The sequence below is a fragment of the Proteus terrae subsp. cibarius genome (genome assembly GCF_011045835.1).
GTDB lineage: Bacteria > Pseudomonadota > Gammaproteobacteria > Enterobacterales > Enterobacteriaceae > Proteus > Proteus cibarius.
Genome location: NZ_CP047349.1, coordinates 2,868,226 through 2,883,592, shown reverse-complemented (window position 1 = coordinate 2,883,592; position 15,367 = coordinate 2,868,226). Strand labels below are relative to the sequence as shown.

The window sequence follows — 15,367 nt, the reverse complement described above, 5'->3', positions numbered from 1 at the left end:
ATTTTTACTCTTCAACCTCCGCTTGTGCCGCCTCTTTCAGCAAACTGTATAACTCATCCACATCGCTAAATAGCGATGTGGCACCTTCAATGGAATAACCCTCAGTACTTAGTTTGCTTAAAATCGCCTGATCTAAGCTGTTGTCGCCATCTTCCAGGGCTTGTTGGGCCTGGATTAGTTGTTGCTCGGTCAGTTGGCCTTCGATCAGGGCTTCGACCAGGGTTTTAGCTGTGTTTGCTAGTAATTTAGACAGATTTACAGCACTTATCTGCTCGAACAGTAGTTGCTGTATCTCGTTCTGAAAATCCTGTGATGCTTTCCAAATAGCAATTGAACTCAACTCTTCAATGTTTATATTCAACTGCACAGCACCATTTTCTAGCCTTCGAAATTGTTGTTGACCTACCCATGAATTCAAGTACCAACTCACATAGGCTGGTAAATATAACTTATTTGAGAGTGTGCATTTTATAATGAAAGAACCATACCAATATTTCGCATACTCTGAAGTCACGTGAGCTGCTACTCCGACAGTACCACTTCGGGTTATTAATATATCATCCTCTTCGATGCAGTAATTATTGACCTCATCTTCTAGCGATCTATTTAGATAAACTATGTCGTCTTTGTTAATTCTGTTAGGTGACAAAGCATTGCCTCGAATGAAAGGTAATCCATCAGTGTTTACGTAATTTGCAGCAATAGACGCTCCATATTTAAATTTCGAGCAAATACTACCAAGGCTTTCAAAGTCGTCGGTGAATTGAGCATAAAGATCGAGGTGTTTGTTAGCATAGTAACGAGCATCTAATCTATTTTCTGTTAGGTACGATAGGGTAGCCTTTGAGTGTTTGGCCTCTCTGACAACATGCTTTGAGATAGGTATTTGATTTTCGAGCAATGCTAATCTTACTTCTAGCCGCTTCGCCCAAGCGCGCAACTGCTCGGCTTGACGAACTTTATCCCCGATGTATTTTTCTGCACTAGAATCTATTCTAATGACTCTAATCTGTCGTAGCTTTTCATTGTTTATCCATTTTTGAATAACACCAGTCGCTTCTCTTAAAAATCTCATTCTTCCATGATTAGAATTTAAGAATGTTGCTAGAAAATCTGCGTCATAAGAGTTATCTAAGCGAAATCGTGTAACATTTTCACTGATTGCAGCACCATGCATATCCGCTGATACTGCGCTTGCCGCACCAACTTTACCTTTTCGACATACAATCAAATCGCCAGTTTCACATAGTGACTTTGCAACCATATCTTTACATTTAAGATCGACGTAAATACCATCCGAAAAATCTATATAACCGTCCATCAAGTTTTGAGTTCGTACATAAGGTATTCCATTTGTATTGTTAAACTGAATACCTCTCAGAAATTCAAAACTACCATTTGAGGTTAGGTCAGAAATAGCATTACGAATCTTTGTAACGCAATTCTCGAGAGTTACTTGATTGAAATGGTTAAGCTTAGTTTCATTTTCCAATAATTCTTTTGCATAGTATTCACCATCAAGTCGGTCTGCGATTTGATCTGGTCTTATACGGTTAAACAGGGAGGTAGTCATATATTATTCCCCCCTCTTATAAGCCGACACAATCTTATCCAGATCGTTAGCGACACCAGCGTTATAATCTTCGATGTTGTTTTTCACCACGTAGCCCAGAGTTTCCGCCACTGCCATAAATACATCGGTTTGTGGCTCGGGTAAAAATTGCTCTGGTTGGTTGGGGTTAGCATGGCGTTTTTGCAAATACAAAATCGAGGTTTTGGCGCCCGTGCCGGAGAGCTTAAAGCAATCGCTCGGCAATGAAATTACTGCTTTTACAATGGCTTTACCGCCAACAAACTCGCCGTTTTTTTCGTCTTTTTTCCCCATGATGTACTCACGGACATAGCGGTCACCGGAGTTACATAAAATACCGTCGGGCAGCACTATTAACAGACGGCCACCGGGTTTAAGCAGTTGCAGGCAGCGGTCGATAAACAATACTGCGGGATCAATGGTGGCACCTACCGGCTGCCAGTTGCCCTTGCTATCGGGTTTGCTGCCCAGCGCGAGCCCTGCGGTTGTAGGCTGTAGGCTGTAAAACGGCTTTTTATCAGTACCGCCCATTTTGCGTAAATCGGTACGATAACCCGCCCATTTAGGCTCGCCGTTGTCATCCAGCTCTAAATCACCGATATCTTGCCACTTCATTTTTACATGGTCGTACCAGGCGTTGTAGCTATCCATAACTTTTACGGCAGGGCGGAAGCCACCAAGGATTTGTTCCATTTCTTCTTCATATTTTAGTTTTGACTCTTGGCTATTTTTATCTTTAGCAAATTTTGGTGTACCAAAAGGTGGGTTCGTACAAATCAAATCGAAGCTGTTAGGCCTTAGAGCTGGAGTACTTAATGAGTTATATGCGTGAATAATTTTTGCCTTAGGTGCATTTTGTAGTGCCATATTCACACGTGCTAGCATGATCATATCAGTAGAGTTATCAGCACCAGTGAATGCATTATCTCTGAGGTCTTGCTTTAACTTTTCTTTTTGATTATCACTCAGACCGCCCAATTTAGAGTCAACAAGTCTATCTATTTGACTCAGGGCTACTGAACCAAATCCAAATGAGCCACACGTTGGATCACAAAACTTAAAATCTCCATTTGTTAGTTTCGCCATGACTTTATCGTCATCTGCAATATCATAAATTGCCATTTCCAGCATGGCTTGTTTTACTGGGTTAGGAGTTAGATAGACTCCAAGGCCCCCTTTAGATTCGAACTTAGCGCGTAGAAATACGTCAAACACTCGTCCTAATAAATCACCTGATACATCGGCAAGTGACCCAGAGTTTTTGACAATCTTTCCATCATTCGAAATTACTGGGCCAAGGTTTTGAATAGCTTCAAGTAAATCAACATAGTTTTCTGGAACAGACAGCTTAAGGTATTCATCCTCATCAAAAATACCATTTGGGGTTCCATCATCAGCTGTGACTATGTAGTCAGGATGTGACTTAAGTGCTTTAAACGCCGCTTTTATCTGTGAAACGGCTTTTTCTCCATTTCGTCTAACGTATTCATAGTTAAATACTTCATTAAAGACGCAAGTATTTCCCTCATGGTCAACGAAAGTTAGCTCTTTTGAGTGGTGGACTCGAAAGCTTTCTAAAAACAGAAGCTTAGCCACCTCATAAATGATAGTGTTTTTGTTCGTGACTTTATCACGACGTACCCTGTAAACACTCTCATGAAAGGCATCAAAACGCTGCATTAAGCGGGTATAGACACGCATTGACCAACGGAAGGTTGGGTCGCGCTCCATGCGATCAAAGCTACGCAATTCTTCCAGATTTGGCAGGGTATCTGCACCGTGGGTACCGTCAGATCCATCGGCACCGAACAAGGCCAAAATACGTTGGTTCATGCCATCGTCCACAACGGCAAATACTGGCCAGTCACTTTCGATATCGCTTAACAGCTGGTAGGCTAAATCATCAAACTTTGCAGTGTCAGCGGCGTATTCCCAATGGCCTTCTGCCAGCGCAATCAACATGACCGGTGGCGTTAAGTTGCCTTCAACCTGGCCTTGAATGAGACCAGCCTTGGCGAATTCATGCTCGGGTAATTCGATCAGCGGCTGAGTAAACTCGATATGCTGACTCACTAATTTTTCAAATAGTACAGAGAGCTGCTGCTGCGGATCTTGTCTTTTTGTTTTTGCTTCTTTTGCCATGTGGCCTTCTTACTTTACTTTAGTAATGCAGATGATTGATAGTGCTAGTCTATCAGCAATGATTAATTTACCAATACCAGTAGGGGACCTTTAACCTCTAATTGCATGTGATTTTGTACTAATCTGCGTATTTGTTGCTCACTGGTCGTAATACCGGCTGGAAGTTTTTTTAGTACTTGCGTTAAAGGCATTCGTCCACCAGCATTTTGTAGTAGCGACATCAAATGCTCTGTAATATCATAAGTTATCTGATCAGTTGTATTGAGTTCTTTGGATAGAGATAATGACGCCAGCCAAAGCGTTACTTGAGTATGACTGAAACCTAGTGATTGCCACAATGTAATATTATCATTGAATATAGTTGTAACATTTTTAGGTGTTAATTTGAGTTGTGAGATTAGTTGACTAATTTCCATGAGCACATTCCAAGTAAGGTCATCTATATCAAATCGTAAAGCTATTCTAAGTATTTTTTCAGAAAGGGCTCTACATCATCATCTGGTTCACGTTCATTCTTATTTTTTTAGTCCATACAGATCAGTATTTTGTTTTACTAATATTTGACGCATTTTATGTTAGTAGTCTAACATGTCAATCTATTAGGTAAATTTATGAGTTTTAGCTATTAAGCTTAGGATAGAAATAATTGAATCAATATCACTACTCAAAATAATCCATATCCAGCTTTGGTAGTTTAATAACTTGTGAACTAACGCCTATCTCATTATCCATCATTAGGTTAACTAAGCGGTTACCATCAATAAGAACTAATCCCTCAACGGATTTAGCAAAATCAATCGCATGAGCGGTATAGCCAGAGGTCGTAATAAAAATTCCACGTTTGGCTTTTTGTCCTGCAAGAGCGCCATAAAATGCTTGTAAGTCAGGGCGACCTACGGTGCCTTGCCAGCGTTTTGCTTGTACATAAATTCGTTCTAACCCAAGTTTGTCTAACGAAATGATCCCATCAATCCCACCGTCACCTGTACCGCCAACTCGTTGTAAATCATCACGATGACTGCCATAACCTAATTTATGTAGCACATCTAATACAATGAATTCGAAGCGGGTAGGAGATATTTGAAGTAAATTTGCTAGTAAATCAATGGCGATAGATTCACGAATTTCTTTCAGTGCATCGTTTAGGCGGTCATCTGGACTACTAACTTGTTGATGATTATAAGGATTTATTTGAGTGTCTTCATCTAATGGAACTATATCAGGATTCGTTTTAAGTTTTATGTTCATAAAGTCAAAAGCTAAATGAGCAACTTGTTCTTGGGGCAGTGGAAATGGGTTGTTTTTAATCCACTCGAAACCACTCTCAGTTAGGCACCACTTCAAGATAGGCTTTGTGAAAGCCCTGCTCGTTTTAACCTATCATGAGCCCAACCAGCACGGTTTTTATAGACTAATTGGCCACTTGAAATCAGTTCGGAGCGCTGGTTGTCATCTAACCCTAGAATGTCTGCAGCGCCTTCATGAACATCTTTGGCAGCAATACCTTCAGGGTGATGTTTTAAAAACCTTAGTACAGGCTCAATAAATTTATCGTAGGTTGGAACTGTCATGGAAACCCTCTATAAGAGATGTTTAACATAAATTTCTATACTATGGCATCTAACATCACGGATGTGAATATCAGCAGATGGTCTTAGCTAACGGATAACTTGGCAAAGCTGTTCAGCCAGTTTTTATAATGAGGTAACAAATTCTCACCACAAGAATGGAGTGTTTCATTGTGTTACTAATCACTGTATTTGAACTTTTGCAGGGGAGGGGGGGTATGGGCGTAAGCATTGTATTTGGTTGACTAGAATAGCCTAGTTTGAATATCTCTAGCCTCTAGATTCAGCAATACGTGCTTGCAACCAATTTTCAACTTCACTTTTTAACCAACGAGAACTACGGCCTAATTTAATTGGTTTTGGAAATTCACCATCTTGAATTAGTTTATAAAACCATTTATCGGTTAATCCAGTTAATTTCGTAATAAATTTCATATCAACGAATTGATCATCTAATAAGGGAATAGCTTGTGTGTTCATTATTGAATTCCTGTCTTTTAAATTAAAAGGCAGAAGAGATATCGAGAGTTGAAAAAGGATATCTTTCTTCCAAAAGATATTCCCTTCATGTTTTTTATTAGCGACTACATCCAAAAGAACGCTCACCATCTCCATAATGTTTGGAGTGATTTTTTGTTAAATATAAACAACGGATCTTTAATTGTAAGATTTGCCTTTTTATATCAGGTGAATTTTTATCTAACCAATAAGTAGGTTTTGTTGGGAAATGAACTAATTCTTTATAAGTTAGATAATCAACATTAATTGCACTACACCATGCTTGCTGTATTAATTTTCCAAGATTTATATCATCAGCATCATAGTTACCTAACCCTTTATAAATATCTTTATTTACCATGATTAAAATATGGTAGTGTTTTTTGTTATTTTTCATTCCGAATTCTCTAACCCAGACATAATGAAGTTCACTGAAACAATGTCTTTCCCATAATTTAGACTTACGGATTAGGTCTGCCTGTATCTTTGCTTTTAGCGATTCAAAGAATCGAGTTATCACTTTGGGAACATTTAAATGGCAAACCATATGGCTAGGAAATCTTAGGTCAATTCTTATCGCAGAAATTCGATTGTGCGATTGAAGTGATTTAGATATCACAGAACTAATTTTAGAATAGTAGCTTTCATTATTTGATTTTATAGACATGAATTATTCCTTATTGTTTATTTCATATCTAAATCTATTCCTGTAATAAAATGATTTATTTTTATAGAAAGTCATGAAAACACGATTAATGAATGATGGACTGAATTTTGAATGTGTTTTTGAGTGACAAGGTAACATTACCGAGATGCAGTGATGATCATCTGTACTTATATATATTACAACACCAACATGAGATTTGTGATGATAAGGTTTATCAATGCTTGATATTATCTAGGTTCTTCATAAATCTAAAAGCTAGCGTTTACTCTGATATTATCATCATGAATAATTGCGCTGTATCACTGATTTTTATTGGATTTAATTTATCATTATGAATATGTATTTTACTACGTAAAATACTATGTGATTGTTGTAGTATAATGCTACATAAAGGTGATGATAAAATACTATGCTGAATGAGGAGAAGTTAAATGAAGATAAATATACCAGATGATTATTTGAAATATAGATATTTTTATATTTCTTACTTTGTAAATTATAAGAATTATTTTATTTCTGGATTGTTAAATAATAGTGAGCGTTATTGTATTGAGTTGGCCAAAATAATTGGTGAAAGTGAATATAATAAAGGCAAGGTTCATTATGATATAGATAGTAACATAAGAAGAGATATGCCTGGAATTGTAAATTCAAAAAAATTCTTTCCTATTAATGGATATAATTTTATTATAGATAATAATATTAGATTTGTAAGAAATAGAAGAGCTTTAAATGTGTTGATGATTTATCTTATTAATGCATATGTTAATTTTTCAAAGAGTCAAAATATAAGTGTTAATCTTTTAATTGATAAGTCTATAATCCCTATAAATGTTAAATGCGATAAAGATAATAATATCTCATTAGATAGTGTTATTTTATTTTTGGATTTTCTATGTGTAATATTATATCATTCTAATGTGGACTTAAATGACAGTAATTCTTTTTTAAACCAAATAATAAATTATTTTGATGGAAATAAGGATCCTTTTGGAAAGTATAATAGTGAGGTTTTTATAGATTGGATTTACGCTAGAATGGAAAAAAATAATATGCTCAATGAATATGATATTAATAAGTTATTACGAAATGGAAAGGAGAAAATAGTAAAATCCAGTTTTGATTTTTGGGCATTATCTAAGTCTAAAGCAGAAATTAAATTATATCTTATAGAAATGAGAAAATCATGGAGTCAGAAAAAATTTCGTGATGGAGTCAAAGATAAGAAAGTCCTTAATACATATATTTCAAAAAAAGCTAGTGATAAATTAAAGAAAATCTCAAAAGAAGAAAATAAAAATATGAGTGACATTCTTGATTTTTTAATATTAAATTCGGATGAGATTATAAAAAAACATGATTTTTGGGGTTAAAAACGAAAAAAAATTGAGATATATATCATCATAGTGAACTTAGTTAATTAAGGTTACTATGATGAAACAATTAGAATCACATTTATCTTTTCTTCCTGAAAAAACAAAGGAAATGTTTTTTTCAGCCTTTAATAATCTTATTTGTTATTCCCCCACCATTGGTCTGATGGGTAAAACTGGAGCCGGAAAATCCAGTCTCATCAATGCTCTATTCCAATCCATCCTATCGCCCGTCAGTAATGTCTCTGGCTGCACACGGCAAGCCCAACGCTTCAGTATGACGATGAACAACCATACACTCACTTTTATTGATTTACCCGGTGTGGGGGAAAGCCTTGAGCGAGATAGAGAGTACCACCAACTCTATCGTAACTTATTGCCAGAATTGGATTTAATCATTTGGGTTCTTAAAGCGGATGATAGAGCATGGTCTTCCGATGAGCAGTGTTATCATTTTCTTACTGAGCAATGTGGTTATCATCGAAACTGTTTTCTGTTTGTATTGAACCAAGCCGATAAAATAGAGCCGTGTCGCCAGTGGGATGAACACAACCACCAGCCATCCCCCGAGCAAACGGCTAACTTAGAATTAAAGCAGCAAGCCGTGATAGCAGCATTTAAGCCGCATCATCCGGTGATGACGGTTTCTGCTGTCGAAAACTATCAACTCACTGAGTTAGCGGAGCAATTAATACAGGCGTTACCGGCGCAAGCCAGTAGCGGGGTTGCTAGGCAACTGAACAGCACTTACCGGACGCAATCCGTGGAAAACTCTGCACGTAACGATTTTGGGCAATGTGTCAGTGATATCGTCGATACGCTGATAGACATCCTTCCCCTGCCTGTCTTGATAAAAAGCACGATTGGTACAGTCAAAAACAGTATCGTATCCGTCGCTAAATCCTTGTGGAGTTTTTTCTTTTAACTTCTTAAATTAACACAACATTGATGACATCTAGCGCCACTCCTTAACGGGATTGGCGCTTTTTTATTTCTTTTTATTGGAGTATCAACTTATGAATAACACAACTGAATCCTCTATCACAATGGAATTAGTCCCCGATGAACAACGCCTTGATTTTTGGTTCAACCATTTTGGTGCAGTGAAAGGCTGGGCCACTTTTGAAGTGGTGATCTTCACCACAATGGGTCAATTCTGCGATGAGTATCATGGCGGTTACTGGGAATATGGCACGCTCAACAATGGCGGTGCCTTTATCTACCCCGATATAAACGCAGACACTTTAACCCTATTCAACATGCACAACGGCAATGAAGCCACAGTGAGCCAAGAAGCCGCAGGCATTGCAGTATGCCTTATCCTGTACAGCATCTGGTCATTCCAAACAGAAAGCGAAGTGATGTGTGACCGCTTTTATCAGTTGCGTGACTACGCGCTACAACATTCTGAATCCGCTGCCATTTTTCACTTAATTGATTAATCAGGAGTCTATCATGAGTTTATTAGCTTCGCGTTTTGGCCCTGTTAACAATATTCGTCGTGACCGTCCACTCACCATTGAAGAATTATTTCGCACGGTGCCCAGTATGTTTTCTGAAGAAAAACACAATTCGCGCAGTGAACAGTACACTTACATTCCGACCATTACTTTACTCGATAGCCTGCAAAAAGAAGGCTTCTATCCATTCTTTGCCTGCCAGACCCGGGTACGTGATGTTAGCCGTCGAGAGCACACTAAGCATATGTTACGGCTGCGTCGCCATGACCAGATCATGGGCGTACAAGTTCCTGAAATTATTTTGCTCAATAGCCACGATGGTTCAAGCAGTTATCAAATGTTGCCGGGATTATTCAGAGCTGTGTGTGCGAACGGTTTGGTGTGTGGTGATGTATTAGGGGAAGTACGTGTGCCCCATAAAGGGGATGTGGTGGGTAAAGTAATTGAAGGGGCGTATGAGGTACTCGATACCTTTGAGCAAGTGGCTGAAAAACGCGAAAGTATGCAGTCATTATTGTTATCTCCAGCCGCCCAGCAAGCCTTTGCTGAAGCGGCTTTGACTTACCGTTTTGGTGAAGAGTTCCAGCCTGTCACTCGAGAACAAATTCTACAACCTCGACGATTTGAGGATAAAAAAGAAGACTTATGGACGGTGTATCAACGTTTGCAAGAAAACCTGATTAAAGGGGGATTATCAGGCCGAACTATCAAAGGTAAGCGAGCTCGTACTCGCGCAGTGAACGGTATCGATGGTGATATCAAACTTAACAAAGCATTATGGGTAATGGCGGATACCTTATTTAATCAACTCACACCCCGCCAACCCAATTAATTTTCCCTTCCTGACAGGTTGTGTCTTCGCACTTCATTTTTGTCATTGTATAAATAAACATCATAATCTTATTTATCAATTCATTAGCATTAACACTTTATCATTAAATACCCAAATGAGATATTTTCTCAACAGACATAACCTGTCAACCCCCTAAGTTAAACTCCCTTATCCCTGTAATTTCCTAACGTCTGTTATTGAGAGCAAGATGTTATGTTTCAGACCAACCGAAAATATGACCGCATGGCGGTACGATTATCTGCCTTGATTGCTCGCTTGATGGCGGGAGAAAACCTCGTTTTATCCTCACTAACGAAGGAGTTCAATGTATCTGAACGTACTTTGCAACGCGATTTTCGTGAACGCCTTGTTTATCTTGGTGTAGAAGGTCAGCGAGTTGTATATCGTCTTCCGCTCAATACACTGAATGCTTATCGTGATAAAGACATTCTGACTTTTGTTAAACAGACAGGAATGACTCGACTCTTTCCAGGATTAGATAGTCGATTACTGAATCTATTATTATCTGAACGAAAGCAAGCGCCTTGTATTATTTGGCATCATACGCATCGCACTTCAGCTGAACATTCAGATAATTTTTATCAGCTTATTTACGCTATTAGTAGTTATCAGCAAGTGATTGTATTAACCGATAATCATCGATTCAATCCACTCTACCCTTATCAATTTATTTATCGCGAAGGATTATGGTATCTCGTCGCTGAATATAATAAGCAAGTACAAGTGCTTTTATTAGATGATATTCATCAAGTCCAAAATTTAACAATGACCTTTATTCCAAGAGACGATATTTCTCAACTTTCTCGTCAAAACAGTTTTATTGCCGCATTGCCTCATTTTCAAGTTATTAACCAATTAATAAAACCTTTAACCCCGATTAAGGAGGAAATATAGCGATGGTTATTTACGGTTATTTGTTTATCTCGCAAGACTGCCCTTATTGCCATTCATCACATGACATCATTCCATGGGGAAAAGGGTGGATGTGCCGAGAGTGTGGCTATGAATGGGATCTTGATTAGAAAGCAAAATAGATAACGTTGGATCACATTATTACTTTAATAAACACAAAACAGTTCACTTTATAATCAAATGAATGGAGCATTACATGAAAAAAATGATAGCAACAGCCATATTAGCATCGCTTTATTTTATCACTACCCCGGTACTCTCTGCGAGTAAGCCTCCCGCCAATACCATATGGGAATTTAAAGGTGATAAAGGAAAAACACTTTGGCAAGTGTGTGGGGGTGACAATAGCTCTTGTAAGATAGTGGGTTCTACACAACATTATGTTGCTGTTCTTAATCACCGTTCATCTTCAGGGTGCGCATTCGGTGATTTTTATATTGTGGCAAGAACAGACAGGAAATGGGATCAACGAGATACAGGAACATGCAGTCCGAATGCCTATGTAACAAGAGGATCGATGCATAATGGACAATACATGACTGTGGATATTGGAGTGGGTAATACAATCGTGAAACGCTTTCCTATCGAATATTGGTCAATGCAAAAAAGATTTTCTGGCTCAAATCGTCCTAAATGGAAAGAAATCGAAAGGGGGCACGGTGGAGTAGAAGTTAATCAATAATCACCTATGATAAGGTTCATCAGCTTTATAACAAAATAAGGAATGAATAGTGAAGAAAATAACGGGTTGTCTTATTTTGGGATTGTTATCAGTGAGTATGTCTGCGTTAGCCGCAGAAGATAGGTATGCCAGTATTACTCACACTAAAGAAAGTTTTGCTACTCAAGGTTATTGTAGCTATGAATTCTCATTAGATAATGGCGGCAGTCATATGTCACTCGATAATGCAGGATTTGGCCCTTTAGAAATTACATTGCAGATGAAAGATAAAAAAGGAAGTGTTATCGGTAATGAAGTGCTTGAAGTTGAGCCTTTTGGTGATATTGGAGCTAACCGTTCAATGACAGCATCTTTAGCAATACTGTGTAACGATATCGGAGAGTTTAAAGTGATTAAGGTGGTTGAAGATAAAAACGGTCGCAAAGTTCAATTGCCACTCAGTATTTTTGAGCCAATAAATCCAGAGCTCGCAAAAATGTCTGTTAGTGGATCCAAATAATACACTGTTTATTATTGTGCTGGTGGTTTGCTAGCACAATAATAATTGTGCAAAGTTAATCGTTATATGTGAGGTTAACTTTATTTTTTATAAATGATTAATTTAATACCGAATTAGTAATTATCTTAATTGTATGTTTTATTAAATTATCCGTGTCCGCTTAGTGCCAAAAGCGGAACTTCAACGCTTGGCTCTGGGGCTGTATGGATCGCAGCGCAATGCAGTCCCTAGCAGCGACTTGTTATATTCTTTATTCTTCAGTAATAACAATATTCGATAACAGCTTATCCCTGGACTCAAAGATTTCATCAATTTTGCTTATTTCGGTATCTTTACAAAATTGCGAGAGATGATTATTTGCAAAATTGTTGAGACTATTATTCTCATTGCATTTCTGATGAGCGGCTAATTGATTATAAGCCCAAAGCATTTGATTATTAATTTGTTGTTGGTTGCTAAAGAAACGAGCCACAAGATTACGATTCACCTCATTAGTCAATTCGTTAAACTCATCCAAGGTATTTGAAACCTTTGTTTTAAGAGACTTAAATCCATTATCATCTAACCTATTGGATAGTATAGTTTCAGAAACCAATGCAATCGTATAAAGTGAGATGCAGTACCTACAACTCAAATAATTGCTTGCTAAATCGTCTATCGGTATAAGCAGCTGCCAAGGAGTGATGTTTGAACGGATATTTTCCATGTATCTATATACTAACTCTCTTAGCTCAATTCTTGACCGTTGAACATTTGTCAAGGTCGCCTGAGCTTGCTCCTTATTAAATCCAGCGCCGTAGATATCCGAGTAAACTTCTTTTAAGAAAAAAGAGATTGATTTTATCTTGCTGAAGTCTTTAAGTATAAACTGTTGATAAACATTGTTTACTTCAAGATTAATTTTCTCTACATAGCTTGCATATATTTTAGCAACTGCATTGTTGAATGCAGTTCCTATATGCATAAAAAGGTCATTAGCTAATTCAATCGAATCAATAGCATCAAACCCTTGATGCCCAGCAATTCCCTTAACTCCTTTGACCATAGAAGAGAACGAACCATCCCCGTATTTCACCAGTCTGTTCACATCCATGTTTGTGGTAAAAAATGCTCTCTCTGGTGAGCCAAAAAACCTAACTAATTCAGAGTGCAGCTCCGGAGATGCAATTGATAGTTGTTGAGAATGATTGTAATTTCTTTTTTGCAATGGTTGGAATGATATTTCTGACCCAAGAACCCTCTCAAGAGTAATTAGTTTGTCTACTTTATTCTCATCAGCCATGATGATACATCCTCAAAAATATAACGTTTTAGTATTTATGTGACACGTTATTTTTGTCACATAATCGCTTGTTGAACTGAGAGGCCACCTGCACGTAGCCTGGTGTAGTTTATGCTATGGGAACTTTTTTTAAGCATGATTGGCAACGGGTTGGTTTACTAAATCCTTTGCCTTATTTGCGCTTCCCAGCATCGTTCAGTCGTAATTTTTCTGTTTCCATTACAGCCAATTCAGGGTCTGTAAGCAACCTTTTTTATAACGCGAAGCATACCTCATCCCAATCCTTTCAATTAGGTTAACTCATTGCGCGTTGGCGCTGCTAACTCAGTCGTGTATCAGCCTGTGGATGTTGATGTAACGACTCAGTTTTTGCAAGTGTTCACAGTAGCTTTTAGCGGTGCATTCTGAATACCCTAAATTGTCGACTTCGGGTCTTACTTGTTCTATCAGTGGATCCATGTTTACCACCGGATAAGTGGAATACCCAAAGATAAGTGTGGTGGAAATGGTGAGGTTGGTGATCTCCGCGTAGCGGCTTAGTTCAACAATTGAATATCGAACGATTGGTTCGATTTCCTGCCAGAGTTCGCCTCGATTTACCTATAACACTATTTGTATCATCATTCATAAATAAAAGTGATGACAATGTGTTACGTTGAAATTTTGATTTTAATATAGGATAAAAACGACCCAATCGCTCGTTTTCCTGACTATACGAGAAACTTGCAAAGTCATCGCCGAAAAATGAGCAGTTAGAGCGTCCGTTCATCGCTCAAATGAGACACCGTCCATTTAACAAGAGGTTGATTATGCGTACTACACCGTGAAACATTTAACCAAAATCAAAAAAACTACGGCTATTTAACTCACGATCATAAGTCATTTTGCAAATTTCACGTTAAATGTTAGTAAGTCACCCCTACTCCATTTTTCCATTTCATAACCGGAGTTTTTCAAAAATGTAATCTGGTCACTCGACAACGAGAGACTATCTGGACCTACATATGCGAAGATTTGTGTAGGTTCAAAACTCATATATTTGAAAGCAAATTGATGGCCTGTAAGGCGGAGCACGAGTTTTGGCGTGTTATAATAGTCAATAAGTTGGTCGTAGGTTATGATATCTATCCCTGTTTCATCGATTAATCCACGAAAATGCTGTTTTCTACCTCGTGTAAAATTCTTGTTTTCGGAACGACCAATTATCATTTGATAATCAAACTCAATTGGATTTCGTAACATAGCAAGTGGTCTTAACAATGGCTCTATATGACGAATTACCTCAGATTTATTTTCTTCAATAAAGTGTTTCCAACTTCTTACCTGACTAAGTGCTGCGTTGAATTCAGCGGATATAATTGCTTTTTTAGTATCGCTTGTAAATATGTTTTTATCTGGAGATTCAAGCTCTACGAGGGTTATACGCCACACGTCAGAACTTTTAGTTATATAGATGTAATCAGTGGTAATTTCCGTGCCGAGGGGAAATTTGGTGATTATTGATTGAAAATGTAACCGGTGATTCAAGAGATTTGGAGTGGGAATCAACATTGTATGTTGTTCCAAAAAATCCTGAACCACCTGTTCCTTTTGACGTCCCTGTGGGGCTGGGTCATCAAGCAAAGCCTTAAAGTTAGCAATCAAAGTTTCATCAATAGTTGTCATTATGAAGTAATCCTGAGAATTATAACGATTTATTATAGCGAATTTATGGGGACGTCATCCAACAAAATAAAAAATCAATGTCTGCTTTTTGCTGTGAGTTCAACGAGTCGATGCCACGTTATCCTTAATGAAGGGGACGTTACCTTGAAAAGAAGAATATGCATTTATTATACGC

At 37.8% G+C, this 15,367-nt stretch carries 15 protein-coding genes and 1 pseudogene; 8 read left to right on the top strand and 8 right to left on the bottom strand.

Features of this window, described 5'->3' with window-relative positions; translation table 11 throughout:
• Nucleotides 1-4: 4 nt before the first annotated feature.
• From GTH25_RS13360 to GTH25_RS13335, 6 genes and pseudogenes are all read right to left on the bottom strand, one after another.
• Nucleotides 5-1,573 carry a restriction endonuclease subunit S gene (locus GTH25_RS13360; RefSeq protein ID WP_164530650.1) on the bottom strand — a complete coding sequence of 523 codons (1,569 nt, stop codon included), beginning with the start codon at nucleotides 1,571-1,573 and terminating at the stop codon, nucleotides 5-7.
• Between the two features lie 3 nt (nucleotides 1,574-1,576).
• Nucleotides 1,577-3,733, bottom strand: coding sequence for an HsdM family class I SAM-dependent methyltransferase (locus GTH25_RS13355; protein ID WP_164530649.1), 2,157 nt, complete (start codon nucleotides 3,731-3,733; stop codon nucleotides 1,577-1,579).
• Nucleotides 3,734-3,795: 62 nt separating this feature from the next.
• Nucleotides 3,796-4,149, bottom strand: coding sequence for a hypothetical protein (locus tag GTH25_RS13350; protein ID WP_164530648.1), 354 nt, complete (start codon nucleotides 4,147-4,149; stop codon nucleotides 3,796-3,798).
• A gap of 244 nt (nucleotides 4,150-4,393) precedes the next feature.
• Nucleotides 4,394-5,304 (bottom strand): annotated as a pseudogene (locus GTH25_RS13345) (restriction endonuclease).
• Between the two features lie 267 nt (nucleotides 5,305-5,571).
• The gene (locus GTH25_RS13340) at nucleotides 5,572-5,781 is read right to left on the bottom strand and encodes a helix-turn-helix transcriptional regulator (RefSeq protein WP_164530647.1); all 210 of its coding nucleotides are present in this window, start codon (nucleotides 5,779-5,781) and stop codon (nucleotides 5,572-5,574) included.
• Between the two features lie 97 nt (nucleotides 5,782-5,878).
• On the bottom strand, nucleotides 5,879-6,466 hold the full coding sequence (locus GTH25_RS13335; protein ID WP_164530646.1) for an inovirus Gp2 family protein: 588 nt from the start codon (nucleotides 6,464-6,466) through the stop codon (nucleotides 5,879-5,881).
• Between the two features lie 431 nt (nucleotides 6,467-6,897).
• On the opposite strand from GTH25_RS13335, the gene GTH25_RS13330 reads away from it, so the two are divergent.
• From GTH25_RS13330 to GTH25_RS13300, 8 genes are all read left to right on the top strand, one after another.
• Nucleotides 6,898-7,839 carry a hypothetical protein gene (locus GTH25_RS13330; protein ID WP_164530645.1) on the top strand — a complete coding sequence of 314 codons (942 nt, stop codon included), beginning with the start codon at nucleotides 6,898-6,900 and terminating at the stop codon, nucleotides 7,837-7,839.
• Between the two features lie 61 nt (nucleotides 7,840-7,900).
• Nucleotides 7,901-8,764 carry a GTPase family protein gene (locus GTH25_RS13325; RefSeq protein ID WP_164530644.1) on the top strand — a complete coding sequence of 288 codons (864 nt, stop codon included), beginning with the start codon at nucleotides 7,901-7,903 and terminating at the stop codon, nucleotides 8,762-8,764.
• A gap of 91 nt (nucleotides 8,765-8,855) precedes the next feature.
• Nucleotides 8,856-9,281 (top strand): antirestriction protein, encoded by a 426-nt coding sequence (locus GTH25_RS13320; RefSeq protein WP_164530643.1) that lies wholly within the window; start codon nucleotides 8,856-8,858, stop codon nucleotides 9,279-9,281.
• Nucleotides 9,282-9,294: 13 nt separating this feature from the next.
• Entirely contained in the window at nucleotides 9,295-10,131 is an 837-nt protein-coding gene (locus GTH25_RS13315; RefSeq protein ID WP_164530642.1) for a DUF932 domain-containing protein, read from the top strand.
• Between the two features lie 213 nt (nucleotides 10,132-10,344).
• A complete protein-coding gene (locus tag GTH25_RS13310; protein WP_164530641.1) occupies nucleotides 10,345-11,046 on the top strand; it encodes a transcriptional regulator in 702 nt (233 codons plus the stop codon).
• Between the two features lie 2 nt (nucleotides 11,047-11,048).
• Entirely contained in the window at nucleotides 11,049-11,174 is a 126-nt protein-coding gene (locus GTH25_RS19220) for a transposase (RefSeq protein ID WP_219986650.1), read from the top strand.
• An 86-nt stretch (nucleotides 11,175-11,260) separates the two neighbouring features.
• Nucleotides 11,261-11,746, top strand: a complete 486-nt coding sequence (locus GTH25_RS13305) for a hypothetical protein (protein WP_164530640.1) — start codon at nucleotides 11,261-11,263, stop codon at nucleotides 11,744-11,746.
• 49 nt (nucleotides 11,747-11,795) lie between these two features.
• A complete protein-coding gene (locus tag GTH25_RS13300; protein WP_238795282.1) occupies nucleotides 11,796-12,245 on the top strand; it encodes an IrmA family protein in 450 nt (149 codons plus the stop codon).
• A gap of 250 nt (nucleotides 12,246-12,495) precedes the next feature.
• Here the strand turns inward: GTH25_RS13300 and GTH25_RS13295 are convergent, their stop codons facing one another.
• Complete coding sequence (locus GTH25_RS13295) at nucleotides 12,496-13,527, bottom strand: hypothetical protein (RefSeq protein WP_164530639.1); 1,032 nt, start codon at nucleotides 13,525-13,527, stop codon at nucleotides 12,496-12,498.
• Nucleotides 13,528-14,406: 879 nt separating this feature from the next.
• Entirely contained in the window at nucleotides 14,407-15,192 is a 786-nt protein-coding gene (locus tag GTH25_RS13290; protein ID WP_164530638.1) for a Shedu immune nuclease family protein, read from the bottom strand.
• Nucleotides 15,193-15,367 lie beyond the last annotated feature (175 nt).

Excerpts from the sequence above, each read along its gene's own strand:
- GTH25_RS13340 (WP_164530647.1), bottom strand. The coding sequence starts at position 5,781 with ATGAACACACAAGCTATTCCCTTATTAGATGATCAATTCGTTGATATG.
- GTH25_RS19220 (WP_219986650.1), top strand. The coding sequence starts at position 11,049 with ATGGTTATTTACGGTTATTTGTTTATCTCGCAAGACTGCCCTTATTGC.
- GTH25_RS13335 (WP_164530646.1), bottom strand. The coding sequence starts at position 6,466 with ATGTCTATAAAATCAAATAATGAAAGCTACTATTCTAAAATTAGTTCT.
- GTH25_RS13310 (WP_164530641.1), top strand. The coding sequence starts at position 10,345 with ATGTTTCAGACCAACCGAAAATATGACCGCATGGCGGTACGATTATCT.
- GTH25_RS13290 (WP_164530638.1), bottom strand. The coding sequence starts at position 15,192 with ATGACAACTATTGATGAAACTTTGATTGCTAACTTTAAGGCTTTGCTT.
- GTH25_RS13355 (WP_164530649.1), bottom strand. The coding sequence starts at position 3,733 with ATGGCAAAAGAAGCAAAAACAAAAAGACAAGATCCGCAGCAGCAGCTC.
- GTH25_RS13305 (WP_164530640.1), top strand. The coding sequence starts at position 11,261 with ATGAAAAAAATGATAGCAACAGCCATATTAGCATCGCTTTATTTTATC.
- GTH25_RS13330 (WP_164530645.1), top strand. The coding sequence starts at position 6,898 with ATGAAGATAAATATACCAGATGATTATTTGAAATATAGATATTTTTAT.
- GTH25_RS13320 (WP_164530643.1), top strand. The coding sequence starts at position 8,856 with ATGAATAACACAACTGAATCCTCTATCACAATGGAATTAGTCCCCGAT.
- GTH25_RS13325 (WP_164530644.1), top strand. The coding sequence starts at position 7,901 with ATGAAACAATTAGAATCACATTTATCTTTTCTTCCTGAAAAAACAAAG.
- GTH25_RS13295 (WP_164530639.1), bottom strand. The coding sequence starts at position 13,527 with ATGGCTGATGAGAATAAAGTAGACAAACTAATTACTCTTGAGAGGGTT.
- GTH25_RS13350 (WP_164530648.1), bottom strand. The coding sequence starts at position 4,149 with ATGGAAATTAGTCAACTAATCTCACAACTCAAATTAACACCTAAAAAT.
- GTH25_RS13315 (WP_164530642.1), top strand. The coding sequence starts at position 9,295 with ATGAGTTTATTAGCTTCGCGTTTTGGCCCTGTTAACAATATTCGTCGT.
- GTH25_RS13360 (WP_164530650.1), bottom strand. The coding sequence starts at position 1,573 with ATGACTACCTCCCTGTTTAACCGTATAAGACCAGATCAAATCGCAGAC.